Below are 25205 nucleotides of genomic sequence, written 5' to 3' on the forward strand. Positions count from 1 at the left end.
TTCGGTTTCGGGCGGTAAATCCCGTGCATTCCGCGGGGCCGGGTATCGCCGCCCCCGGTCGGGCCGTACAATCGCGGCATGACCGAATCCACCCATCGCGCGGGCCACGTCGCCGTCCTCGGCCGGCCGAACGTCGGCAAATCCACGCTGATCAACGCCCTCGTCGGCACCAAGGTCAGCATCGTCTCGCCGCGGCCGCAGACCACCCGTCACCGGATGCTGGGCATCGCCACCTTCCCCGAAGGCCAACTGGTGCTGGTCGACACCCCGGGCATCCACGCCGACAAGGGCAAGGCCACCGCCTCGGCCATGCACCGGATGATGAACCGCGCGGCGCGCGGAGCGCTGGAAGGCGTGGACGCGGCGATGCTGGTGATCCGCGCCGGGCAATGGAGCGACGAAGACACGCTGGCCTACGACGCCTTGAAGGGCGCCGGCATTCCCACCGTGCTGGTGGTCAACCAGGTCGACCGCTATCCCGACAAGGCCGTGCTGCTCCCGTTCCTGCAGTCGGCCAGCGAAGGCCGCGAATTCGCCAGCGTGCATCCGGTGTCGGCGCTGAAGCGCAGCGGCCTGCAGCCATTGGTGAAGACCGTGCTGGGTCTGCTGCCGGAACAGGATGCGCTGTACGGCGAAGACGAGATCACCGACAAGAGCCAGCGCTTCCTCGCCGGCGAACTGGTGCGCGAACAGCTGATGCGCCAGCTCGGCGCCGAACTGCCCTATGCGACCACCGTCGAGATCGAACGTTTCGAGGAAGAGATGGTCAAGCGCAAGGGCGCACCGCCGGAACCGATGTACCGCATCGGCGCGGTGATCTTCGTCGAACGCGAGAGCCAGAAGGCCATCGTCATCGGCAAGGGCGGCACCCGTCTGCGCGAGATCGGCACCAAGGCGCGGCAGCAGATGGAACGCATGTTCGGCTGTCGCGTGTTCCTCGAAACCTGGGTCCGCGTGCGCGAGGGCTGGTCGGACGACGAGGCGGCGCTGAAGGCCTTCGGGTACACCGAGTGATCCACATGGTGCGTTCGGCGTTCGCACTCGCGCTCTGCCTGACGGCGATGCCCGGCATCGCGACCGCCGGTAATCCGGCCAGTCGGCATGAAATCCGTTTTCCGCCGCAGTTCGTGAGGCCGCCCGCGGGCCTCGCCATCGACCACGTCCGGATCGTGATCGCGTGCGGCGAATTCGTCGCCATCGAGCGGATACCGGCGGATTGGAATGTCGGCGTTTCCCGTCCGATTTCGGCGCAGGCCGGTTTCGACGCCACCGCCGGCCATGGCGCCAGCGCGCTGGACGATCTCTCCGCATTCGATGGTGCGATCGTGGTCGGCCGCAGCGATGCGAGTTGCCTGCGCATCCAGAAGGCGACCGCATCGAGCATGCAGGGCGAATGGGAGCGCGAGATCGTCGACGTGCGTCTGGTCGAGCGCGCGTCGCCATGATGTCCTCCGCGACATCCGATGGCCTGCGGTTCGTCCGCGCCGGCTGACGCGATGCGCTACACCGCCGAACCCGCGTTCGTCCTCCACGCCCGCGCCTGGCGCGAAACCAGTCTGCTGGTCGAAGTGCTGAGCCGTGAGCATGGTCGCGTGGGTCTGGTCGCGCGCGGCGTGCACGGGCCGAAGAAACAGCCGTTCCGTGCGGCGCTGCAGCCGCTGCAGCACATCCGCTTCGATGCCGTGCAGCGCGGTGAGCTGGCGCATCTCAACGCCGCCGAGGCCATCGACGAAGCGCCTCGGCTGCACGGCGACGCCATGCTGGCGGGCTTCTATCTCAACGAACTGATGTTGCGTCTCGCGCCGCGCCACGACGGCGTCGGCGTGCTGTATGCGATCTACGGCGAAACCCGCGCGCGGCTGGGTCTCGACGATCTGCCGCTGGCGTGGACGCTGCGACGCTTCGAGCGCGATCTGCTGGAGGCGCTGGGCGTCGGTTTCGCCTGGGACTGCGACGGCGACGGCACCGCGATCGACCCGGCCGCACGTTATCACCTCGATGCCGAGCACGGCCCGCGGCGCGTGCTCGGCGAGGCGGCGAATACCGGCCGCACCGGCCGTAACGAAGCCGCGACTGGCCGCGCGCTGCTCGATCTCGCCGCCGACCGCGAACCCTGCGCGGAGGACATGCCCGGACTGCGCCGCGCGATGCGCGCGCTGCTGCTGCACCATCTCGGCGGGCGCGGCCTGAAATCGTGGGAACTGATCGCGGCGTTGCCGCGCGTCGATGCGTCCGCTGCCCTGTCCGCCACTCAGCCGGAAGGCGACGACAGCGTGTCCTGAGCCGCGCGTTCGAACTGCGCATGCGCGGCGCTCGAATCCGTCGTCGCCCGCATCGCATCGACCGCCATGGCCAGTCGCGCGGCGCCGGTGAAGCCGCAGGCGGCCTGCAGCCGGTGCAGTTCTGCGTGCAGTGCGTCAATGTCGCCGCGGGCGAACGCATCGGCGACGCGCGCCACGGTCTGGATCAACTCGTCGCGAAACAGGCCGCGCATCGTGTCGACATGCGCGCGCTGGCCGTTGAGCGCGCGCAGGGCGACGGCATCGTCCCAGATCGGCGGTGGTTCGCCATCGATGGATGAGCACGGCGCCGCGATGTCCTCCATGGGCCACGTTGCCTGCGTTCCCAGCGCGCGTCGCAGCGCCGCATGCAGATGTGCGATCGCGAGCGGTTTCGGCAGCACCTCGACGAACCCAGCGGCGATCAGCGCGTCACGTTCTTCGCGCCGGGCGTCGGCGGTATGCGCCAGCGCCGGCACCGTCAGTCCCCCGGCCCGCAGTTCCGCCAGCAATGCGTCGCCGCGGCCATCCGGCAGGTTCGCATCGAACAGCCACAGCGCATGGCGGTCTCCGGCCAGCGTTCGCGCTTCGGCGACGGTGCCGGCGATCTCCACCGTGGCCGGCAGCCCAGCGATCCCTTCGGCGAGGAAGGCCGCGCTCACCGGATCGTCTTCGAGCAGCAGGACGCGGGGCAGGGCGGCGGGTTGCGAAGGACCCGACGGCAGCGGGACGGATGCGTTCATCGCGGGTCGTTTACTCTGACGGCCATGTCATCGCGCATCTTACCGATCCTGCTGTCGCTCGCGCTCTGCGCGGCCTTCTGGCCGCAGACGACGCAGGCGCGCACCGCGACCGCCAGCATCGCGCGGATCGCGACCGGACTGGCCACGCTCGAACGCGTCGACGTGCGACTCGACTGGCCGGCGCAGGCCGACCGCGGCACCCTGCGATTGCGGGTCGGCACGCTCGACGCGCCCGACCTCGGCTATCGCTTCCACGATCTCGTCTGGCAGTGCCCGCTGCGGCGCGACGGCGCGGGCGGATGGCGCTGCGATGGCGATCTGCGCGCCGGCCGTGGCGATCCCATGCGGCTCGGCGTCGATCTCGGCACCGCCTACACCGACGTGGCCCTGCGGCAGGGCGCGGCGCGGCTCGAAGTCCATCGTCAGGCCGCGGCGCCCGACGACACCCGCATCGATCTGGTGCAGGTGCCGATGCGCTGGTCGCAGGCGCTGCTCGATCGTGCCTGGGCCGACGGCCGTTTCAAGAACGGGCTGATGGACGGCCGGCTCGTCGTCAGCGCACCGACTGGGCGTCCGCTGCGCATCGCCGGGCCGCTGACCTTCCAGGGCGTCGCGCTGGAAACGCCCGACGCCACCATCGCCGCCGAAGGTCTCGGCGCGCGGTTCGCGCTCGATTACCGCATCGCCGCGAACGAACAGCGCATCGCTCTCGACGGCGAACTGAGGGGCGGCGAATTCCTATTCGGCAGCGCCTACGTCGCGCTGCCGAAGACGCCGGTGGCGCTGCGCATCGAGGCCGTCGGTGACGATGCCGGCTGGCGCCTGCCGACCCTCGATTGGCGCGACGGCGGCACGCTGGCGGCGCGCGGCCAGGCGGCGTTCGCGTCGGACGGCGCGCTGCGTGCGCTCGATGTCGAAGTCTCCAGCGACGATCTGGCGCCGGTGACCGGTCGCTATCTGTCCGGCTGGCTCGGCAGTTTCGGCCTGGGCGATCTGGGCCTTGCCGGCAAACTGCGCAGCCGCCTGCATCTGGATGCCACCGGACTGCGCGGTTTCGACGCGCGCTTCGAAGCGGTCGATGTGCGCGAAGGCGGCGGCATGTTCCGCTTCGACGGTCTCGACGGCGATGTGCGCTTCTCCGGCGACGCCGCCGTCGACAGTGCGCTGCGTTGGCGCAGCGGCCAGCTCTACGGTCTCGATTTCGGCGCATCGACGCTGGCGTTGCGCAGTGCCGACGGCGGCATCGGCCTGCGCGCGCCGGCCACCGTGCCCGCGGTCGGCGGCAGCCTGCGTTTCGATCGATTCCAGCTGCGCCCGCCGTTGGGCGACCGCGGCGTGGAGGCGAATTTCGGCCTGACCCTCGATGCGATCGACATCGGCACGCTCGCGAACAATCTCGGCTGGCCGGCGTTCCGCGGCACGCTCAGCGGCACGATTCCCGATGCCCGCTTCGCGGCCGACCGGCTGGTGTTCGAAGGCGGCCTGGAGATGCGGGTGTTCGACGGCCGGGTGACGGTCTCGTCGCTGGCGATGGAGCGGCCCTTCGGCGTCGCGCCGACGCTGTCGGCGGACCTCGCGCTGCAGGATCTCGATCTGCTGTCGGTCACCGAAGTGTTCGACTTCGGCAGCATCAGCGGCCGGCTGCACGGCGGCATCCGCGAATTGCGTCTGGTCGACTGGACCGCCACCGCCTTCGACGCCGAGCTGCATACCGAAAAGAAGCGCGGCGTGCGCCAGCGCATCAGCCAGCGCGCGGTGCAGAACATTTCGAGCGTCGGCGACGCCTCGTTCGTGACCACCCTGCAGGGCCAGCTGATCGGCCTGTTCGACGATTTCGGCTATCGCCGGATCGGCATCGCCTGCCGCCTGCACAACGGCGTCTGCGAGATGGCCGGCCTGGACGGTGCGGCGGGGTCGGGTTCAGGCGCCGATGGATTTACTATCGTCGAAGGCGCCGGGGTCCCGCGCCTCAACGTGGTGGGGTTCAATCGGCAGGTCGACTGGCCGACCCTGGTCGAACGCCTGGCGGCGGTCGGCAGCGGCGAACTCTCCCCGGTGGTCGAGTAAGCTTCACCTCATTCTTCCTGGAGTAACGAACATGCGCCGTCTGTTGGGAGCTTCCATGGTCGCCGCGCTGCTGCTCAGCGCCTGCGTCACCATCAACGTGTATTTCCCGGCCGCCGAAGCCAAGGAAGCGGCCAAGGTCTTCGTCGAAAAGGTCATCAACGACGCCGAAGCACCGAAGAGCGATGGAGGCGGCGGCATGGCCTACGAGGCCCCGCGCCATGGGTTCCGCCTCGCGGCATTCGACCCGCTGATGCTGCTGGGCATCTCTCCGGCCTACGCGCAGAGCCCCGATTTCAACATCCAGACCCCGGCGATCGCCGCGATCCAGGGGCGCATGGAACAGCGTTTCGACAGCCAGCTCCGCCCGCATTTCGATTCCGGCGCGCTCGGTTTCACCGAAGACGGCCTGGTGGTGGTGCGCGATGCCGCCGCGCTGGCGCTGAAGGATCGCGTGCCGGTGAACACCGCCGTCGCCGACGAGAACCGCGACCGCAAGGCGGTCTACCGCGAGATCGCCGTCGCCAACGGTCACCCGGAATGGGAAGCTCAGATCCGCAGCGTGTTCGCGAAGCAGTGGGTCGACAGCGCCCGCTCCGGCTGGTGGTACCAGCGCGGCGGGGCCTGGAAGCAGAAATGAGCTGAGGGAGTGCCCGCCGGTGCAGGCCATCGATGGCCGACGCCACTGGCCGCCCCGGAGGCTCGACCGCAGCGACGCCCGCATCCGCGGGCGTCGTCGTTTTCCGGGCATGCGACAATCGCCGCCCGTTTTCGTCCAGACCCGCCCGTGGCCCGCAACCGCATCGACCAGACCCCGTTCGCTCTCGACATCACCGCCATGACCCACGACGGCCGCGGCGTCGCGCGCCGCCCCGAGGGCGATCCGAATGCCGGCAAGACCGTATTCGTGTCCGGTGCTCTTCCCGGCGAGCGGGTGATGGCGAAACAGACCGCGAAGTCGCGGCATTTCGACGAAGCCTCGGCGGTCGAGGTGTTGACCGCATCGCCTGACCGGGTCGCGCCGCGCTGCCCGCATTTCGGCACCTGCGGCGGCTGCGTGTTGCAGCATCTGGCCGAAGACCAACAGATCCTCGGCAAACAGCAGGTGCTGCTCGACAACCTGCAGCGCATCGGGCATGTCGAGGCCGGCGCGCTGCTGCCGCCGCTGACCGACCGCGCCTGGGGCTATCGCCGCAAAGGCCGCCTGTCGGTGCGCCGGGTCGAGAAGAAGGACAAGACGCTGGTCGGTTTCCGTGAGGCCGATCCGCGCTTCGTCGCCGACCTGTCCGAGTGCCACACCGTCATCCCGCAGATCGGCACGAAAATCGGTGCGATCTCGGCGCTGGTCGACGGCATGGACGCGCGACGCGATATTCCGCAGATCGAATTCATCGCCGGCGACGCCACGCCGGGATTCAGCGGCGTCGCGCTGGTGTTCCGGCACCTGCAGCCGCTCGGCGAACGCGATCGCGCGGCGCTGATCGCCTTCGCGCAGGCGGAAGCGTTCGCGATCTTCCTGCAGCCGGGCGGGATCGATTCGGTTCGCCGGCTGTGGCCTGCTGAGGTCGCTGCGGAAGGCGCGGAGGACGTGGCGCCGCTCGCGTTCCGACTGCCGCAGTGGGATGTCGAACTGAAGTTCAAGCCGTTGGATTTCATCCAGGTCAATGCCGGACTCAACGACCGGATGATCGCGCGCGCACTGGAACTGCTGGACGTGCAGCCCGAGGATCGGGTGCTCGATCTGTTCTGCGGTCTCGGCAATTTCACCCTGCCGCTGGCGCGGGTCGCGCGCGAGGTCGTCGGGGTCGAGGGCGAGGCCGGGCTGGTGGCGCGCGCACGGGAAAACGCCGCGCGCAACCGGCTCGACAACGTCCAGTTCCACGCGGCCGATCTCGCGCAGGATCTGTCCGGGCACGCCTGGATGCGCGCGGGCTTCGACCGGTTGCTGCTCGATCCGCCGCGTTCCGGCGCCGACGCGGTGTTGAAGCAGTTGCCGCTGAAGGGTTTGAAGCGGATCGTCTACGTCAGCTGCCATCCGGCTTCGCTGGCGCGTGACGCCGGCTATCTGGTCAACGAACGCGGCTGGGTGCTGAAGTCCGCGGGCGTGATGGACATGTTCCCGCATACCGCCCACGTCGAATCGATCGCGGTGTTCGAAACGAAATAGCAGGCCGCGAACGCGACGCCCGCGTCATCGACGCGGGCGTGCGGGCTTGCCTCGGGCGGAGCGGTATCAGGCCAGACTGCGCGGCGTGATCGCCGGATTCTCGCCCTGCAGCATCTGCTCCTGTGCCGGCTTCTGCTGCGGTGCGACGGTCTGCGCCACCAGCATCTGCTCGCTGCTGGCTTCCAGTGATTGTCCCCGGGCGGTGTCCAGCGCGACGCTGGCGCGTATCGCGTCCGGCGCGCCGGGGTTCTGGTGATTGATCACGAACAGGCGGTCGCCGTTCTCGCTGAGCGCGATGGTGATCGAGGACAGATCCGCCGTGGCGCGGTTGAAGCCGGGCGTCTGCGCCATGCTGGCGGTCAGCGCGCCCGCGACCTTGACCTGTTCTTCCGGGGTCAGCGCGACACGCGCGGGGTCGAGTCCGCTCACGCCCTTCAGCACGGCGTCGTACATCGGCTTGTCGGGGCTGGCGGCATCGTTCAACAGCACCGCGGCGGCGGGTGGGGTGGCGGTCGCCGGCTCACCCGGCTGTTCTACGGGGTTCGCCGTGCTCGCGGGCGACATGCCGTTGGCGTGCTTGCCGTTGTACAGCTCCCACAGGCGATGCCTGCGGCCGCTCTGCAGTTCCATCTGTTCTTCGGGATCGTCTTCGGCCACCCGGCGTCGCATGGCGAGAATCTGCCGCTGTTCGTTCGCGCTCAGTTTGCGCTCGTGCGACATCAGCGTATTGAGACCGTCGTTGTTGTCCCCGAAGCCATCCTGGCCGTTGTCGATGTCGAAATCGTCGTGCTGTTCGAGGAGTTCGAGCCCGATGGAGCCCGGGGTTTCCCGGTCCTGGGCGCCTGAGGTGCGGGCGGAGTCGTCGTTCGGACCCGGCACGCTGTCCCTGGGAGTTTCGCTGTTCATGGCGATATTCCTGCTTGTGTGGTGGACGATCGGCGTTCGTCAGTTTCGCCCGACTAGCCGAGAATCGTTAAAGATTCGTTATCGTCGGGCAACCGCAATCATCCTACCACGGCGCGCCTTGCAGAATGCAAGTCGTCGCCATGGGTCGGTCCCCGTCCGCAGTGCGGCCTGCGCCTACAATACCGGCCCCGCCTTCGGGCAGCCCCGAGCCAGAACCCGAGTCGAACGTGGCCCTCGAAATCGAACGCAAATTCCTCGTCCTCGACGACGCCTGGCGCGCGCTCGCGTACCGCACGATCCCGATGGCGCAGGGCTATCTCACCGATGCGGCGGCGATCGACCGCGGCGCGCAGAACGCTTCGGTGCGGGTGCGGCTGGAGGACGGGGATGCCCGCCTGAACCTCAAGTCCCGCGAGGTCGGCCACACCCGCCAGGAATTCGACTATCCGATTCCGGTCGACGATGCGCGCGCGCTGCTCGCGCTGTGCGTCGGCGGGCGGATCGAGAAACGCCGGCATCTCGTCGAGCACGCGGGGCATCTCTGGGAAATCGACGAGTTCCTCGGCGAGAACGCCGGGCTGGTGGTCGCCGAGGTCGAGCTCGGCAGCGGCGACGAACGCTTCGAACGCCCGTCCTGGCTAGGCATCGAAGTGACCGAAGCGATCCGCTACTACAATCTCGCACTGGCGTCCCGTCCGTATTCGCAATGGAGCGAAGCGGAGCGGGCCGCTTCCGATCTGGAGTCCGACACATGCTCGTAATCGGCGTCGCCGGTACCGAACTCACCGCACAGGAGCGCGCCTGGCTGCAGCACGATGCCTGCGGCGGGGTGATCCTGTTCAAGCGCAATTTCGCTTCGAGAGCGCAGGTGGCGGAGCTGTCCGCGGCGATCCGCGAAGCCGCGCCGCGGCCGCAGATGATCTGCGTCGACCAGGAAGGCGGTCGCGTGCAGCGCTTCCAGGAGGGCTACAGCGCGCTGCCCCCGCTGGAAGGGTTCGATCGGCTCTACGCCGCCGACAAGGTGCGCGCGCTGGCGCTGGCCGAAGAGCACGCCTGGTTGATGGCCAGCGAGATCCGCGCCACCGGCGTCGATCTGAGCTTCGCGCCGGTGGTCGATCTGGGGCGCGGCAACCTCGCCATCAGCGATCGTGCGTTCTCTGCCGATCCCGAGGTCGTCGCCGAATTCACCCGCGCCTACGTCCGCGGCATGCACAGCGCCGGCATGGCCGCGACGCTGAAGCATTTCCCCGGCCACGGTTCGGTGCTCGAAGACACGCATTTCGACGTCGCGGTCGACGATCGTCCGCTCGATGCGATCCGCGCGCTCGATCTGGTGCCGTTCGTCGCCGGTGTCGAAGCGAACGCCGATGCGGTGATGCTCGCGCACGTGACCTATCCGCAGGTGGCGCCGGAGCCCGCCGGCTATTCGCCGTTCTGGATCCAGACCGTGCTGCGCCGCGAGATGGGGTTCCGCGGCGTGGTGTTCTCCGACGACATCGGCATGGCCGCGGCATTCTCCGCCGGCGGCGTGAAGCAGCGAATCGACGCGCACTTCGATGCCGGCTGCGACGTGGTGCTGGTCTGCCATCCCGAACTGGTCGAGGAATCGCTGGCCGCGGTCGACGGTCGCGGATTCGATGCCAGCGCGCTGTCGGCGCTGATGGGCCGCGGGGCGACCGATTGGGACGCCCTGCACGCCGAACAACGCCATGCGGAGGTGCAGATCCGACTGGCCGATGCGCTGGGAGCTTCCGCATGACCGCGCCGACCCTCGCCGAAGTCCTGCCTGTCGCCGACGTGATCCACGATCGCGCGACGCTCGAAGCCGCGATCCAGCGCATGGCCGACGACATCCGCGCCCAATATTCGCAGGACGCATCGCCGCCGCTGTTCGTCACCATCATGCACGGCGGCATGCCGTTCGCGACGCAGCTCGCGTTCGCGCTCGGCGATCGCGGGCAGGATCTCGAATTCGACTATCTGCACGCCACCCGCTATCGCGGCAACACGTCGGGATCGGGGCTGGCGTGGCTGCATCGTCCGGCGACGCCGATGCGCGGCCGCCGGGTGCTGTTGGCCGACGACATTCTGGATGAAGGCCATACGCTGCTGGCGGTGAAGCGCTGGTGCGAGGACCAGGGCGCCGCGGACGTGCGCGTCGCGGTGCTCGCGGTGAAGCGCCACGATCGTCGCGTCGACGGCATCGAAGCGGATTTCGTCGGTCTCGACGTGCCCGATCGCTACGTCTTCGGTTACGGCATGGATTATCGCGAGCAGGGACGCAACCTGACCGCGATCTATGCCTTGAAGGACTGACCCCGGCGGCGTCGCCCAGGCCGCATGTTGATTGCGCGCGATGCGCGCGGGACGGAGACACCATGAATTCAATCGCGCACGATGCCATCGCGCTCGCCATCATCGGCGGCACCGGCTTGTACAAACTCGCGGAGCTGCACGATGTCGAGACCCGTCAGCCGGTCACCCGCTACGGTGCGCCGTCCGGGCCGATCCGCATCGGTACGTTGGCGGGCCGCCGCGTGGCCTTCCTCGCGCGCCATGGCGAAGGCCATTCGGTGCCGCCGCACAAGATCAACTACCGCGCCAATCTCGCCGCGCTGGAAGCGGTGGGTGCGCGTCGCGTACTCGCGCTGAACACCGTCGGCGGCATCACCGCGCACTACGGGCCGCGCACGCTCGGTTGCCCGGAACAGATCATCGATTACACCTGGGGCCGGATCTCGACCCTGTGCGAAGAAGAGGGCACCGACGTCCTGCACGTGGATTTCGGCGATCCGTACACGCCCGCATTGCGCGCCGAGATTCTGGCTGCGGCGTCGCGCGCCGGCGTCGCGGTGGTCGATGGCGGCTGCTATGGCGCCACCCAGGGGCCGCGCCTCGAAACGAAGGCCGAAATCGCGCGCATGCGCCGCGACGGCTGCGATCTGGTCGGCATGACCGGCATGCCCGAAGCCGGCCTGGCGCGCGAGTTCGGTCTCGACTACGCGTGCCTCGCCATCGTCGCCAATTGGGCCGCAGGCGCGGGTCCCGATCCCGACGAGCAGATCACCCTGCAGGAGGTGCTGGCGAACGTCGAAGCGGCCGGTGCGGGACTCGGTCCGTTGCTGCATGCACTGCTCGCGGAAGCTTGAGATCGGCGGCATCAATCGATCGCTGGCCGCGTGTCGGGATTGAGGCGGTGGTCCTCTTGCGTACGGGTTCGGCTCAGGCATACTCGCGCCTGTGCGGTAGCCGCCCAGGCGACGCACGACACCGCATCCCACTCGAGGTCATTAGGAATATGCCGTACGGAACAGTCAAATGGTTCAACGATGCCAAGGGATTTGGCTTTATCGCTCCCGAGGATGGCAGTGCCGATGTGTTCGTCCACTTTTCGGCGATCAACTCCAAAGGCTTTCGCAGCTTGCAGGAAGGTCAGCGCGTGCAGTACGAAGTCACCACGGGTCCGAAAGGCGCCCAGGCCGCAGGCGTGACCCCGGTCGCCTGAAGCCGGTGGCCCGCATCGCAAGCCCATCGCAGGCCCCGCTTCGGCGGGGCCTTTTCGTATCTCCGGATCGAGTCGCGCACGCTCCTCCCCGGATGATGCCCCGCGCAACGATCGCCCGCCTCATGAAGCCCACCGCATGAAGACCACGCTTCGCATCGCCGTCGTCGGTTACGGCACCGCCGGACAGGCGCTCGCACTCGCGCTCGGGCGCGACGGTCACCGCGTCGAAGTCTTCGAACGCGTCGCCGAACCCGGCCCGGTCGGCGCCGGTTTCCTGCTGCAGCCCACCGGCTTGTGCGCGCTGTGGTCGCTGGGCCTGCTGCCGGCGGCACTGGCGCACGGCGCGCCGGTGCGCAGGCTGTATGGCGAGACCGTGGACGCGCGTCCGGTGATGGACATGCGCTACCGGGAACTGCATCAGGCGCTGTTCGGCCTCGGGATGCAGCGCGGCGCGATCTTCCAACTGCTCGATGCGGCGTGGAACGAACAGCGATCGCTGCTCTGCGGTCGCGAGGTCGTCTCGATCGATGCCGAACGCGGCGTGCTGCGCGACGATCGCGGCGACGAACACGGCGCCTTTGATCTGATCGCGGTCGCCGACGGCGCGGCCTCGAAACTGCGTGCCGGCATCGGCGAGATCGCCTTCGACAGGCCATATCCCTGGGGCGCGCAGTGGTGCCTGGTGCCGGCCGGCGATTGGGCCTGGCCGGACGAGCTGCGCCAGCGCTATCGGCGGGCGCGGCGGATGGTGGGGATGCTGCCGGTCGGGACCCGTCCGGACGATCCGGTGCCGCGGCTGAGTTTCTTCTGGAGCCTGCCGGCGGCCGAACTCGCGGAGTCGGGTCGCGACGCCGCGCGCTGGCGCGACGACGTGGGCGAGGTCTGGCCGGAAGTGCTGCCGCACCTGCGCGACACCGCGATTCCGGGAGGCCTGGCGCAGGCCCGTTATCGCGACAGCGTACTCAAGCGCTGGCATCGCGGCCGCGCGGTGCTGGTCGGCGACGCCGCGCATGCGATGAGCCCGCAGTTGGGGCAGGGCGCGAACATGGCGCTGGTCGACGCGCTTGCGCTGCGCGATGCGCTGCGCGCGTCCGCCGACATCCCCGCCGCGCTGTCGGCCTATCAGCGGGATCGACGGACGCATCTGGGCATGTATCACCTCTGGAGCCGCTGGCTGACGCCGCTGTTCCAGTCGGGGCACGACCGGGTCGCCGCGCTGCGCGATCTGCTGTTCCATCCGATGTCGCGCATCCCCGGCGGGCGCGGGCAGTCGCTGCGCGTGCTCACCGGCACCCGCCGCGGCTGGTTCGGCACATGGCCGCTGCCCGACGGGTTCCTGCGCGCGCTCGCGGAGCGCTAAAGTCCCGGCATCGTCTTTCGCGCGGAGCGCATGATGTCCATCGACGGTCCCTCCAGCGCCGGCTCTTCGATCGAAGTCCACGGCGACACCCACGCGGTGCGCAACCAGCCCCCCGAGTTCGGGCCCTGCGATCTCTGGGCGACCGATCCCGCGCTGCGCGAGGCGGTGGCGCGCGAAGGCGGCGACGCGTTCGCGGCGCATCTCGCCGGCTACGGCCGCATCGCGGGCGATGCGCTGTATCGCCTGGGCTGGGACGCGCACCGCGATCGTCCGCGGCTGCGCAGCCACGATCGTTTCGGCCATCGCATCGACACCGTCGAATTCCATCCCGCCTATCACGAGATCATGGGCACGGCGGTCGCGCAGGGCGTCGCCTGTCTGTCGTGGGCGCCTGGGCAGTGGTCGCTGCCGGTCGAGGGCGCGCACGTCGCCCGCGCGGCGCTGAGTTTCCTGCATCATCAGGTCGAACCGGGCAGCAGTTGCCCGTTGACCATGACCCATGCCGCGGTGCCCGCGCTGCGCCGCGAACCCGCGTTGCACGCGTGGGCCGCGAAGGCGGCGGCCGCGCGGTACGACCGCCGCGACGTGCCGATGGCGGACAAGGCCGGCATCACCCTCGGCATGGGCATGACCGAGAAGCAGGGCGGCAGCGATGTGCGCAGCAACGAGACCGCGGCGGTGCCGCTGCCCGGCGGCGACGATTACGCGCTGACCGGGCACAAATGGTTTTTCTCCGCGCCGATGTCCGATGCGTTCCTGGTGCTGGCGCAGGCGCCGGGTGGCCTGAGCTGTTTCCTGTTGCCCAGACGCCTGCCCGACGGTGCGAAGAACGCGTTCCGGGTGATGCGTCTGAAGGACAAGCTCGGCGACTGGTCGAACGCATCATCCGAAGTCGAATTCGCCGGCGCCCGCGCGCAGCGCATCGGCGAGGAAGGCCGAGGTGTCGCGGTCATCCTCGACATGGTGATGCTGACGCGACTGGACTGCATGCTCGGCTCCGCCGCGGAAATGCGCATGGCCCTGATCCAGGCCTTGCATCATTGCCGGCATCGCGTCGCCTTCGGCAAGCGCCTGATCGAGCAGCCGCTGATGCGCAACGTGCTGGCCGATCTCGTGATCGAATCCGAAGCCGCCACCGCATTCGCGCTGCGTCTCGCCGGCGCGGTGGATCGCGCGCCGCACGATGCGCTGGAAGCCGGATTCGCGCGCGTGGCAACCGCGATCGGTAAATTCTGGATCTGCAAGCGCGCGCCAGCGTTCGTCAACGAGGCGCAGGAATGCCTCGGCGGCGCGGGTTACGTCGAAGAATCGATGCTGCCGCGGCTCTACCGGCAGGCGCCACTGAATTCGATCTGGGAAGGCAGCGGCAACATCCAGTGCCTCGATGTGCTGCGCGCGCTGCAGCGTGAGCCGATCGCGATGCATGCGCTGCGCGCGGCCCTGCTGTCGGCGACCGGGCGACACCCGGCCTACGACGCATGGGCGATGGCGGTCGCGACCGACACCGCGGCGATGCTCACGATGGATCCCGACGCGGCGCAGGCCGGCGCACGCGCGCTGGTCGAACGTCTCGCGCTGGCGCTGCAGGCGGCGACACTGCTGCGCGCCGACAGCCCGCTGGCCGAGGCCTTCTGCCGCAGCCGCCTGGGCGGTGCGCGCGGCATGGTCTTCGGTACGATGACCGCGCACGACGATATCGATGGCGCGCTCGCGCGCATGGAGCCCTGAAGCGATGAAACGACAGTGGTTTCGCCCGTGGCTGGTTCTCGGCTTCTGCGTGCTCGCGGCCTCTTCGCCGCATGCGCGCAAACCCGCTGTCTGGCCGCCGGCCCTGGCGCCGGCGGACGAACGTGCGGACGAAATCCGCGTCGACAAATCCGAGCGTCGCATGCAGTTGCTGCGCGATGGCAAGGTGATCCGGACCTACCGCATTCTGCTCGGCGACGCGCCGGTCGGGCACAAGCGGCAGCAGGGCGACGAACGCACGCCCGAAGGCCTCTACCGCATCACGTTCCGCAACGACAAGAGCCGTTTCCATCTGTCGCTGCGGGTCTCGTATCCGAACGAAGCCGATCGCGCGCAGGCGCGCGCACGCGGCGTCGACCCCGGCGGCGACATCATGATCCACGGCGGGACGCCGCCCGGTTACGGCACCGACTGGACCGACGGTTGCATCGCGCTGACCGATCGCGAAATCGAGGAAGTCTGGCGCCTCGTTGCGGTGGATACGCCGATTTCGATCGAGCCCTGATCGAGCCGCAGTCGAATCGCAGTCAAGCCCCGATCGGGCGCTCATCGCGCCAGCGACAGCGGTACGATCCCCGCCGCCAGCGGCCTTGTTGCATGCCGTTACCCAGCCCCCACAGCTATGCGACAGATCTCTTTTCGCGATTTACTATCGTAGAAAGATATTGTTACAGTGAGCGCTAACGGAAGATGAGCGCAGCGCGCGCGAGCGATGATTCAACCCCTCCTTCAGTCGCGCGCTTTGCGACGCGGGGAGGAGATCATGTGCCCGTCCGTCGGCTCACGCTTATGCAATGGGCCGTTCCCTGCTCTGAAGGGGAATGACCTCCGCTAGACTTCACGATGTCGCCAATGCGCAGAGCCGCTCAGTCACCTGGGCGGCTTTGTCGAATCGCAATCAGGGAGCGTTCCACGAATGACGGTCGATCACAGCCCCATCCATCCTGCCGAAGGCAGTCTTCCGAATCCCGAGCGGCCGGCGTGGCGGTCCCTCCGCCCATCCCTCGCGATCCTTGCGCTTCTCCTCATCGGTCTTGGCGCCCCTGCGCAGGTGGTGCCGCCGACGCCGACACCCAGTTTCTGCTATGGCAGCGACTGCCGCGATACGCTGGACAAGGCCGAGCAGGTCATGCGCGCGGCCTCCGGGAACGCTTCGGTCGCGAACCTGCTCGAACAGGCGGAAACCAATCTCTTCGCCGATGCCGGAACCGCCGAGTTCGTCTTCCGGGTCAAGGACCAGCCCGGTACGTTGTATGCACCGAGCTATCTGGTCGCGGGCGGCGCGGGCGGCAATCTGATCAGCGGCGGTCACGGCTGCACCCGCAGCGACGACCCGAACCTGTCCAATTCATGGTGCGCCGATGAAGACGAACTGGTCGGACGTGCGGTCGACAAGTACCGGGCGCTCTATCCGGCCTGCACCTTCAGCGCGGCGACGCCGGTCACCGAACGCGTGCTGCCGTACGCCGCGGTAGCGGGGCGCGAAAGTCCAATTCCCGCGCAGTACGGCATCGTCGAATACGGAAGGCGCCAATACCGCACCGACTACACCTGCGAGAGCGGATCGGGTTCCTATCTGTTCGAGATCCGGCAGGAAGCCTCGTTCGTCTGCTCCGCAAGCTACACCCGGCTCAGCGATGCCGTCGCGAAGGACGGCGTTGGCGATCTGTCCCTGCCGACGCTGTGCAAGTACACGGGCCCGAGCCGGCGGATCACCGGACCGATCCAGCAGTGCGGCAGTTGCGCAGGCAGCCCCAGTCCGATCCATCCTGCGACGGGCGAGAAGCAGCGGCACGAGTCGGATTTCGCGTTCGCCGGCACGACCTTCACGCGCCATTACCGGTCGCTGCGCCAGTTCCGCAACAACCAGAAATTCGCGGTCGCCTGGGCGCACACCTGGAGCGATCGGATTCTGGGCGCGGGGAGTTCGACCACGCCCTATGCGCACATCAACGATGCCGGTGATTTCGAAGGCTATACCTTGGTCGCTGGCAATCGCTACCGCGGCCAGTCGTCGGTCGACCGGGTGCTGGAGCGGGTCAACGCGGGCGGCATCGGCTGGCGGCTGCGGTTTCCGGGCGGCGAGACCCGCGAGTTCGACCTGAGCGGTTTCCTGATCGCGGTCCGGCATCCGGACGACCCGCGCAACGACGTGACCATCGCCTGGGTCGACCAGTCGATCTCGACCGTGACCGATGCGCAGGGCCGCCAACTTCGCTTCTTCTACGCGAATCATGTGCTGCAGCGCATCGTCCTGCCGGACGGCACCGAGTACCTCTACGGCCACGACGCCGACCGCAACCTGACCAGCGTGCTCAACCCGGACTGGTCGATGCGGTTCTACCACTACAACGAAGCGGGCCTCGTCGGCGCCCCGGAGCAGCGCCATGCGCTGACCGGCATCACCGACGAATACAGCCAGCGCATCGGGTCCTTTTCCTACGACGTCCGCGGCCGCGTCACCGAGAGCCGGATGCTGGGAACGCCCAACGAGTCGACCCAGGTCAGCTACCCCAACGAAGACGCCGCGACGGTCCAGACCGCCTCCAACGGCAGCGACAGCTACGTCATCCAGCCGGGCACCTATCGGCGCATTCTGAGCATGGCCGACAGCGTCGGCAGCCGGAGCTTCGTCTACGACACGAGCGGCCGCCTGGAGTCGAAGACCGACGCGCGCGGCACGATCACCCGGTACGAGTACACCGGCGCGTATCGCACCGCCACCATCGAAGCCTTCGGCACGCCCGAGCAGCGACGCACGGAGATCGATCGCGACCCGGTCAGCGGTCGCATCCTGGAACGCCGCGTGCTCGATGCCGTGGGTGCGCTGCAGGCGAAGACGGTGTGGACCTACAACGCCCGTCACCAGCCGACCACGTCGACCCGGATCGACCCGGCGACGCTGGCGTCGCGGGCGGTGAGCTTCACTTACTGCGAGCCGGCTGACGTGACCGCAGGGCTTTGTCCGATGGTCGGGCTGCTCACGGCCGTGAACGGGCCACGCGCGGACGTGTCGGACGTGACGACCTACACCTATCGCATGGCCGACGAGGCGACGTGCGCGACCGCGCCGACGACCTGCCCGTACCGCAGGGGCGACCTGTGGAAAACGACCAACGCGCTAGGCCAGAGCGTCGAGATCGCGAAGGCCGATGGCGCCGGGCGGACGAAATCGGTGGTGGACGCGACCGGCACGACCACGGACATCGAGTACAACACGCGGGGCTGGGCGAGCGCCCGCAAGGTGCGCGGGACCAACGCCGGCAGCGAGAGCGACGATCGCATCGACCGGTTCTGGTACTACCCGTTCGGCGCGATCAAGCGCGTCCTGCAGTCGGACGGCATGGAAGCGACGTTCGCCTACGACACGGCGCATCGGTTGACCACCGTCGGCGACAACCGCGGCAACGCGATCCATTACACGCTCAACGGCGCTGGAGATCGGATCGGCGAGCAGGTGCTCGACGGCAGCGGCGCGATCCGCCGCAGCCTGAGCCGGACCTACGACGATCTCGGCCGGCTGCAGACGCAACTCGACGCCTATGGGCGCACGACCGCGTTCGAGTACGACGACGAGGGTCTGCCGACCGCGACGACCGATCCGTTGCTGCGCAGGGCCGAGAACACGTTCGACGCGCTGGGGCGACTGAAGAGCAGCCTGGAGGATGTGGGCGGCATCGCCGCGCAGACGCAGCTCCAATACGACGCGCTCGACCGCACGACCCGCGTCACCGATCCGAAAGGCCTGGAAACGGTCTACACCTACAACGGCTTCGGCGACGTGGTGCAGTTGCAGAGTCCGGATACCGGCACCGCGACCTCCGGCTACGACGCCGCCGGCAATCGCATCGCGGGGGCCGACGCACGCGGCGTGGCGATGGCGACGCAGTACGACGCGCTGAACCGGCCGGTGGCGGTCGGCTATCCGGGGGCGGACGAGGACGTGATCCTCGAATACGACGCGCCGACGGCGGACTGCGCCGCGGACGAGACGTTCCTGACCGGCCGGCTCGCACGCATGAGCGACGGCAGCGGCAGCACGAGCTATTGCTGGAACCGTTTCGGCGATCTGGTGCGCAAGGTGCAGCGGACGGGCGGGCAGACCCTGATCCTGCGCTGGACCGTGCTCGCCAATGGCCGGCTGACCGCGATGACCTATCCCGACGGGACCGTCGTCGACTACGTGCGCGACTCGCTGGGAAGAACCACCGGCATCGGCGTCACGCCGACTGGCGGCGCGCGCCAGACCCTGCTCGGTTCGGCCCTGTATCACCCGTTCGGCCCGGTGGCGCAGTGGACGTACGGCAATACCCGGGTGATGACCCGCACCCTCAACCAGAACGGCCAGCCGGGCATCGTGCAGGACACGGCCGTGGGCGGGCTCAGCGTGGGCTACGAGTTCGACGAGGTCGGCAACCTCAAGACGCTGCGCAACGGCGATCAGACCGACCCGCCGCTGCGGCGCTACGGCTACGACGCCCTGAACCGGTTGACCGACAGCCGGGAAGGCAGCACGAACGCGGTGCTGCAGGCGTACGCCTACGACGCGACCGGCAACCGCACCGGCCGCACGCTGGGATCGGCCACCGAGGCATCGGCGTACATCACCACGAACCATCGCCTGCAGAGTGTCGCCAGCATCGCGCGCGGGTACGACGACAGCGGCAACACCACATCGATCGGCGGCACGGCGAAGACCTTCGAGTACAACCAGGTCGGCCGGCTGTCGGTGGTGAAGGTGGGCGGCACGCAGACGGCGGGCTATCTCTACAACGGCGGCGGCGAGCGGGTGCGCCGGATCGCAGGCGGGCAGACCACGCTCACGCTGTACGGCGATGCCGGTCAATGGCTGGGCGACTACGACGCGCCGGGCCAACCGCTGCAGCAGGCGATCTGGTTCAACGATCTGCCGGTAGGCCTGCTCACCGGCACCGGCGCGAACCTGAAATTGCACTACATCGAAGCCGATGCGCTCGGCACCCCACGCGTGGTGATCGACCCGACCCGCAACGTCGCAGTGTGGCTCTGGGGACTCGATGGCGAAGCCTTCGGCGACAGCGCGCCGGACCAGGACCCGGACAACGACGGCATCGCGTTCGTGCTGGACATGCGCTTCCCGGGACAGCGCTACGATGCGGCGTCGGGACTCAACTACAACTACTTCCGCGACTACGACCCGGCGACGGGCAGGTATGCGCAGAGTGATCCGATTGGGCTTGCGGGTGGGGTTAGTACGTATGGGTATGTGGGTGGAAACTCGCTAACACGCATTGATCTTTTGGGCCTGGAAGACTCCTTGACTGACAAATTCAATGCTGCGCTAGCGGCAGGAAATTTGACGGAAGCTATTACCATAGCTCAAGCAGGAGCGACTCCTGTAGCAGCAGCGTTGGCGACGAAAGGGCAGCAGATACATAATGTCGTAGGTGGCTATCTGAGGCGGTTCCCGATCAACAGCAATCAATGCGAGAAGGCCGCGAAAGCCATTCATGATATTTTTCGTTATAACGGACTGGCCCCTCAATATTTACGCATCGCCAACGCCCCAGGATTTAGATTTGTTTACCTCTCCGAGAGATACACGGCGCCTCAACATTTCGCGGTGCGATTGGGTGACCGTGTCTTTGACGCTACGACTGGGCCGAGTGGAATATTGTATTCGGAATATGTTATTCGCCTCAACGCTCTCAACCTTGGGCCTGGAAGCTATTTGATTCAGACTATTGATGATATTGGAGGTTATCTATGATAAGTTCTGAAAAAAAGATTGAAAGAATTAAAGAATTTGTTTCGCATATATATAATGTTTTTGAAGAAAAACCAGGTATGCTGGGTAGGCCGGTTGAGCTGCCATCGATGCTTTGGATTGTAGATTGCATCAGCGACATGCTTCTTGACGATGTGGTCGATCAAAATCAAAGCAATCGAAGATGGGAAGATTTTCTCATTGAAAAGAAACTGCTTGTCGGTGCTGATAACAAGCTTGCAAAAATATTATCGAATGATGATTTTGAATTTTCGTATTTACAAGAATTAAGGCGCGAATATTTTGCGTGGAAAGAAAATACTGTAACCCATACATAGAGTGCGCCCGTCATTCTGTGCAACAAGGCGGGTTGGAAAGTCACTCAAAAGTCATTGTTCGAGACGAGGTGACCACAACCGCACCAGTCGCACGCTGGGATCGACCACCGAGGCATCGGCGTACATCACCACGAACCATCGCCTGCATGTACAAGTTTGGCAATTACCCGGCACCCGGGCCTTGGTAGAGTCGACTACGATGCACCTGGTCAACCGCAGCAGCAGACGATCTGGTTCAACGGCTCGCCGATTCAACGATCCCGGATCAAGTTCGGGGCAAGCCTTGCCGGCAGGAGTGCTCACCGGCACCGGGCCGATGCCCACGCGCAACGGCTTGCAGTGGATCGTCGTTGTGTGATTAATTGAGGGTATCAATCACTCAAGGACGACCTCGGCCCCGGCCGACCGGCCCGCCGCATGGCGGTCCCGGTGCGCCGGTACAGGGAGAGGTACAAGGGGGCTCATGTACGGCGTCATTTTCGATTTCCTGCGCAGCTATGTCATCGAACGTCATGGCGGCCGCGCCACCTGGGACGCGCTGCTCGCGGAAGCAGGCATCGGCTACAAGGTCTATTTCCCGGTCGCCCAGTATCCCGACGAGGAGATCGTGAATCTCGCGTCCACGGCGGCGCGGATGCTCAAGGTGCCGCTGCCGGCGGTGCTGGAGGACTTCGGCGATTTCGTCGGCCCGTCGCTGGTCACCTACTACGAGATGTTCGTGCGTCCGGAATGGCGGACGTTCGAGGTGCTGGAAAACGCCAGCAACAAGATCCACGACGCCATCCATCGCCACAATCCGAGACGCAATCCGCCTGAGCTGCGCGCCACCCGCCAGGGCGAGCACCGGATGCTGCTGACCTATCACTCGGAGCGCCGCCTGTGCTTCGTGGCCAAGGGCATCGTCAAGGGGCTGTCGAAGAAATACGGCGAGGACATCGAGGTCCGCGAGACGCAGTGCATGCACTACGGCGCCGAACGCTGCCATTTCGAGATCCTCCGAAGGTCCCCGGTCGGCTACGGCATGGACTGAGCGGCGGCGGACGCCGCCCGGGGCCGCCCGCCGTGGCGACCGGGGGCCCGGTACGGTAGGCTTACGGGTTGTTTCCAAGCCGAAAAACCGCCGTGTCCGCAGAGCCCACCCCCTACACCCCGAAACCCGTCGAAGCGGCCGCCCAGACTTTCTGGCGCGACGCCCGCGCCTTCGAGGTGAACGAACTTTCGGACAAGCCCAAGTATTTCTGCCTCTCCATGCTGCCGTACCCGTCGGGCGCGCTGCACATGGGCCACGTTCGCAACTACACCATCGGCGACGTGATCAGCCGCTACAGGCGGATGACCGGCCACAACGTGCTGCAGCCGATGGGCTGGGACGCCTTCGGCCTGCCGGCCGAGAACGCCGCGATCAAGAACAAGACCGCGCCGGCGAAGTGGACCTACGCCAACATCGACCACATGCGCGGACAACTGCAGTCGCTGGGCTATGCCATCGACTGGTCGCGCGAATTCGCCACCTGCCGCCCGGACTACTACGTCCACGAGCAGCGCATGTTCACTCGGCTGATGAAGAAAGGCCTGGTCTACCGCAAGAACTCGGTGGTGAACTGGGATCCGGTCGACCAGACCGTGCTGGCGAACGAGCAGGTGATCGATGGCCGCGGCTGGCGTTCGGGCGCGGTGGTCGAGAAGCGCGAGATCCCGCAGTGGTTCCTGAAGATCACCGCCTATGCGCAGGAGCTGCTGGACGGCCTCGACGCGCTGCCGGGCTGGCCGGAATCGGTCAAGACCATGCAGCGCAACTGGATCGGCCGCAGCGAGGGCCTCGAGTTCGCGTTCGACGTCGCCGGCGGCGGCGATCCGCTGCGCGTGTACACCACGCGCCCCGACACGCTCATGGGCGTCACTTTCGTCAGCATCGCCGCGGAGCATCCGCTGGCGTTGCGTGCGGCGGCGACGAATCCCGAACTGGCCGCGTTCATCGCCGATCTGCGCAGGGGCGGCGTGTCCGAAGCCGAACTGGAAACGCAGGAAAAACGCGGCATGGCCACCGGCCAGTTCGCGATCCATCCGATCAGCGGTGAGCAGGTGCCGATCTGGGTCGCCAACTTCGTGCTGATGGGCTACGGCACCGGCGCGGTGATGGCGGTGCCGGGCCACGACGCGCGCGATTTCGAATTCGCGACCAAATACGCGCTGCCGATCAGACAGGTGATCGGCGTGCGCTCGCCGCTGGGGCCGCATCAACGGCCCGAAGAACTGCAGTACGACACCGCGCAGTGGAAGGACTGGTACGGCGACAAGACCCGCGACGATCTGATGTGCGTGAACTCGGGCGAACTCGACGGCATGGGCTACCGGCAGGCGTTCGAGCATCTGGTCGCGAAGTTCGAGGCCGAAGGCCGTGGCGTGCGCAAGATCAATTTCCGCCTGCGCGACTGGGGCGTGAGCCGCCAGCGCTACTGGGGCTGCCCGATCCCGGTGATCTATTGCCCGACCTGCGACGCGGTGCCGGTGCCGGAAGACCAGTTGCCGGTGGTGCTGCCGGAAAACGTGGAAGACGCGTTCGCCGCCGGCGTGGTGCTGTCGCCGATCAAGGCCGATCCCGCATGGCGCAAGACCACCTGCCCGCAGTGCGGCGGCCCGGCCGAACGCGAGACCGACACCTTCGACACCTTCATGGAGTCGAGCTGGTACTACGCGCGCTACACCTCGCCCGGCGCCGGCGACATGGTCGACGCGCGCGCGAAATACTGGACGCCGGTCGACCAGTACATCGGCGGCATCGAGCACGCGATCCTGCATCTGCTGTACTTCCGTTTCTACCACAAGCTGCTGCGCGACGAAGGCCTGGTGGACAGCGACGAGCCGGCGATCAACCTGCTGTGTCAGGGCATGGTCATCGCGGAGGTGTTCTATCGTGAAAACGCCGACGGCTCGAAGGATTGGTTCAACCCCGCTGACGTGGACTACCAGCGCGATGACAAGGGCCGCATCGTTGGCGGTATTTATCGCGGCGATGGTCAGCCGGTGCTCTTCGGCGGCGTCGAAAAAATGTCGAAGGGCAAGAACAACGGCGTGAACCCGCAGGCGATGGTCGACAAATACGGCGCCGACACCGTGCGCCTGTTCTCGATGTTCGCGGCGCCGCCGGAACAGTCGCTGGAGTGGAACGAGGCCGGCGTCGAAGGCATGTCGCGCTTCCTGCGCAGGTTTTGGCGCGAAGTCACCACGCATGCGTCTCAGCCCGATCATCCCGGCACCGACGTCGCCGCACTGAATCCCGCGCAGAAGACGATGCGCCGCCAGTTGCATGAGGCGATCCAGAAGGTCGGCGACGACTACGGCCGCCGCTACAGCTTCAACACCGCGATCGCGGCGCTGATGGAACTGCTCAACCATGTCGCGAAGTTCGACGACATGAGCGAGCAGGGCCGGGCGGTGCGCCACGAAACGCTGCAGGCGATGGTGCTGATGCTCAATCCGATCACCCCGCACGTCTGTCATCACCTGTGGCAGGTGCTGGGCAATGCCGAAACGCTGCTCGAAGACGTGCCGTTCCCGCACGCCGATCCCGCCGCGCTGGTGCGCGATGCGGTGACCCTGGCGGTGCAGGTCAACGGCAAGCTGCGCGGCACGATCGAGGTCGGGGTGCAGACGCCGAAGGACGAGATCGAAACCCTCGCCCTGGCCGAACCCAACGTCGCCAAATTCATGGACGGCATGGCTGTGAAGAAAGTGATCGTGGTGCCCGGCAAGATCGTGAACATCGTGGCCGCCTGAGGCGATCGCTGCTTGCCCCCCGTCCCCGCCTCCGCCAGACTGCGCCCATGAAAACGACCCGCTTCGCCCTCGCGTTCCTGCTCGTCGCCGCGCTTTCCGGCTGCGGATTCCACCTGCGCAACGCGCTGGTGCTGCCGACCGATCTCGGCCCGGTGGCGGTGACCGCCCGCGACGCCTACAGCCCGCTGGCCGATTCGCTGGCGCGCGCGCTGGAGACCGCCGGCGCCACCCCGGCCGAGGCCAGCGCCGAGGGCGCGACGACGCTGGAAATCCTCTCCGAGAAATGGGCGGACCTGCCGATCTCGGTCGACACCCAGGGCCGGGCCCAGGAATACAGCCTGCGCTATGCCGTGGTATTCCGGCTGCGCAAGGCCGACGACAGCATGATCGTGCCGCAGCAGGCGGTTGAACTGTCGCGCGACTACATCGCGCCGCCGTCCGACACCATCGGTCGCAACAGCGAACGCGAGTTGCTGGTGACCGAAATGCGCCGCGACATGAACGCCGCGATCCTGCGCCGGATCGACGCGGCGCTGCGCGCGTCCGGGGCCGCGAAGGCGCCCTGAGCGCGGCG

21 protein-coding genes are annotated in these 25205 nt (G+C 67.2%); 19 read left to right on the forward strand and 2 right to left on the reverse strand.

Annotated elements, in window-relative coordinates; genetic code table 11:
• Positions 1 to 78 precede the first annotated feature (78 nt).
• The 3 genes from era to recO are packed head-to-tail and all read left to right on the forward strand — an operon-like array spanning position 79 to position 2282.
• Positions 79 to 1014 (forward strand): GTPase Era, encoded by a 936-nt coding sequence (gene era, locus ABD974_RS18445; protein WP_345304817.1) that lies wholly within the window; start codon positions 79 to 81, stop codon positions 1012 to 1014.
• A gap of 5 nt (positions 1015 to 1019) precedes the next feature.
• Positions 1020 to 1445: a hypothetical protein gene (locus ABD974_RS18450; protein WP_345304818.1), complete on the forward strand. Its 426-nt coding sequence runs from the start codon at positions 1020 to 1022 to the stop codon at positions 1443 to 1445.
• A 51-nt stretch (positions 1446 to 1496) separates the two neighbouring features.
• Complete coding sequence (gene recO / locus ABD974_RS18455; protein WP_345304819.1) at positions 1497 to 2282, forward strand: DNA repair protein RecO; 786 nt, start codon at positions 1497 to 1499, stop codon at positions 2280 to 2282.
• On the opposite strand, the gene ABD974_RS18460 is transcribed toward recO, so the two are convergent.
• The gene (locus ABD974_RS18460) at positions 2252 to 3022 is read right to left on the reverse strand and encodes an Hpt domain-containing response regulator (protein ID WP_345304820.1); all 771 of its coding nucleotides are present in this window, start codon (positions 3020 to 3022) and stop codon (positions 2252 to 2254) included. The genes recO and ABD974_RS18460 overlap by 31 nt on opposite strands.
• Positions 3023 to 3046: 24 nt before the next feature.
• On the opposite strand from ABD974_RS18460, the gene ABD974_RS18465 reads away from it, so the two are divergent.
• From ABD974_RS18465 to rlmD, 3 genes are all read left to right on the forward strand, one after another.
• Positions 3047 to 5089 (forward strand): translocation/assembly module TamB domain-containing protein, encoded by a 2043-nt coding sequence (locus tag ABD974_RS18465; RefSeq protein WP_345304821.1) that lies wholly within the window; start codon positions 3047 to 3049, stop codon positions 5087 to 5089.
• 31 nt (positions 5090 to 5120) lie between these two features.
• Positions 5121 to 5726, forward strand: a complete 606-nt coding sequence (locus tag ABD974_RS18470) for a YdbL family probable chaperone protein (RefSeq protein WP_345304822.1) — start codon at positions 5121 to 5123, stop codon at positions 5724 to 5726.
• Between the two features lie 147 nt (positions 5727 to 5873).
• Positions 5874 to 7253: a 23S rRNA (uracil(1939)-C(5))-methyltransferase RlmD gene (gene rlmD / locus ABD974_RS18475; RefSeq protein WP_345304823.1), complete on the forward strand. Its 1380-nt coding sequence runs from the start codon at positions 5874 to 5876 to the stop codon at positions 7251 to 7253.
• Positions 7254 to 7319: 66 nt separating this feature from the next.
• On the opposite strand, the gene ABD974_RS18480 is transcribed toward rlmD, so the two are convergent.
• On the reverse strand, positions 7320 to 8159 hold the full coding sequence (locus ABD974_RS18480; RefSeq protein WP_345304824.1) for an XVIPCD domain-containing protein: 840 nt from the start codon (positions 8157 to 8159) through the stop codon (positions 7320 to 7322).
• 227 nt (positions 8160 to 8386) lie between these two features.
• Here ABD974_RS18480 and ABD974_RS18485 point away from each other — a divergent pair, with 227 nt between their 5' ends.
• The 13 genes from ABD974_RS18485 (at position 8387) to ABD974_RS18545 (ending at position 25197) form a co-directional block, all read left to right on the forward strand.
• Positions 8387 to 8920 (forward strand): CYTH domain-containing protein, encoded by a 534-nt coding sequence (locus tag ABD974_RS18485; protein ID WP_345304825.1) that lies wholly within the window; start codon positions 8387 to 8389, stop codon positions 8918 to 8920.
• The gene (gene nagZ, locus ABD974_RS18490; protein WP_345304826.1) at positions 8911 to 9918 is read left to right on the forward strand and encodes a beta-N-acetylhexosaminidase; all 1008 of its coding nucleotides are present in this window, start codon (positions 8911 to 8913) and stop codon (positions 9916 to 9918) included. Before ABD974_RS18485 ends, nagZ begins: the two co-directional genes overlap by 10 nt.
• On the forward strand, positions 9915 to 10475 hold the full coding sequence (locus ABD974_RS18495) for a hypoxanthine-guanine phosphoribosyltransferase (RefSeq protein WP_345304827.1): 561 nt from the start codon (positions 9915 to 9917) through the stop codon (positions 10473 to 10475). The genes nagZ and ABD974_RS18495 overlap by 4 nt, the downstream gene beginning before the upstream one ends.
• Positions 10476 to 10537: 62 nt before the next feature.
• Positions 10538 to 11308, forward strand: coding sequence for an S-methyl-5'-thioinosine phosphorylase (locus tag ABD974_RS18500; RefSeq protein ID WP_425562732.1), 771 nt, complete (start codon positions 10538 to 10540; stop codon positions 11306 to 11308).
• A 149-nt stretch (positions 11309 to 11457) separates the two neighbouring features.
• On the forward strand, positions 11458 to 11664 hold the full coding sequence (locus ABD974_RS18505) for a cold-shock protein (RefSeq protein WP_345304828.1): 207 nt from the start codon (positions 11458 to 11460) through the stop codon (positions 11662 to 11664).
• Positions 11665 to 11800: 136 nt separating this feature from the next.
• The gene (locus ABD974_RS18510) at positions 11801 to 13024 is read left to right on the forward strand and encodes an FAD-dependent oxidoreductase (RefSeq protein WP_345304829.1); all 1224 of its coding nucleotides are present in this window, start codon (positions 11801 to 11803) and stop codon (positions 13022 to 13024) included.
• A 39-nt stretch (positions 13025 to 13063) separates the two neighbouring features.
• On the forward strand, positions 13064 to 14752 hold the full coding sequence (locus tag ABD974_RS18515) for an acyl-CoA dehydrogenase family protein (RefSeq protein ID WP_425562738.1): 1689 nt from the start codon (positions 13064 to 13066) through the stop codon (positions 14750 to 14752).
• 4 nt (positions 14753 to 14756) lie between these two features.
• A complete protein-coding gene (locus tag ABD974_RS18520; protein WP_345304831.1) occupies positions 14757 to 15275 on the forward strand; it encodes a L,D-transpeptidase family protein in 519 nt (172 codons plus the stop codon).
• Between the two features lie 549 nt (positions 15276 to 15824).
• Positions 15825 to 20519, forward strand: a complete 4695-nt coding sequence (locus ABD974_RS18525; protein ID WP_345304832.1) for an RHS repeat-associated core domain-containing protein — start codon at positions 15825 to 15827, stop codon at positions 20517 to 20519.
• Positions 20516 to 20854 (forward strand): hypothetical protein, encoded by a 339-nt coding sequence (locus ABD974_RS18530; RefSeq protein WP_345304833.1) that lies wholly within the window; start codon positions 20516 to 20518, stop codon positions 20852 to 20854. The genes ABD974_RS18525 and ABD974_RS18530 overlap by 4 nt, the downstream gene beginning before the upstream one ends.
• Before the next feature lie 463 nt (positions 20855 to 21317).
• A complete protein-coding gene (locus tag ABD974_RS18535; protein WP_345304834.1) occupies positions 21318 to 21884 on the forward strand; it encodes a heme NO-binding domain-containing protein in 567 nt (188 codons plus the stop codon).
• A 92-nt stretch (positions 21885 to 21976) separates the two neighbouring features.
• On the forward strand, positions 21977 to 24631 hold the full coding sequence (leuS, locus tag ABD974_RS18540) for a leucine--tRNA ligase (protein ID WP_345304835.1): 2655 nt from the start codon (positions 21977 to 21979) through the stop codon (positions 24629 to 24631).
• A gap of 47 nt (positions 24632 to 24678) precedes the next feature.
• Positions 24679 to 25197, forward strand: coding sequence for an LPS-assembly lipoprotein LptE (locus ABD974_RS18545; RefSeq protein ID WP_345304836.1), 519 nt, complete (start codon positions 24679 to 24681; stop codon positions 25195 to 25197).
• Positions 25198 to 25205 lie beyond the last annotated feature (8 nt).

Source organism: Lysobacter hankyongensis (assembly GCF_039543145.1).
Lineage (GTDB): Bacteria > Pseudomonadota > Gammaproteobacteria > Xanthomonadales > Xanthomonadaceae > Lysobacter_I > Lysobacter_I hankyongensis.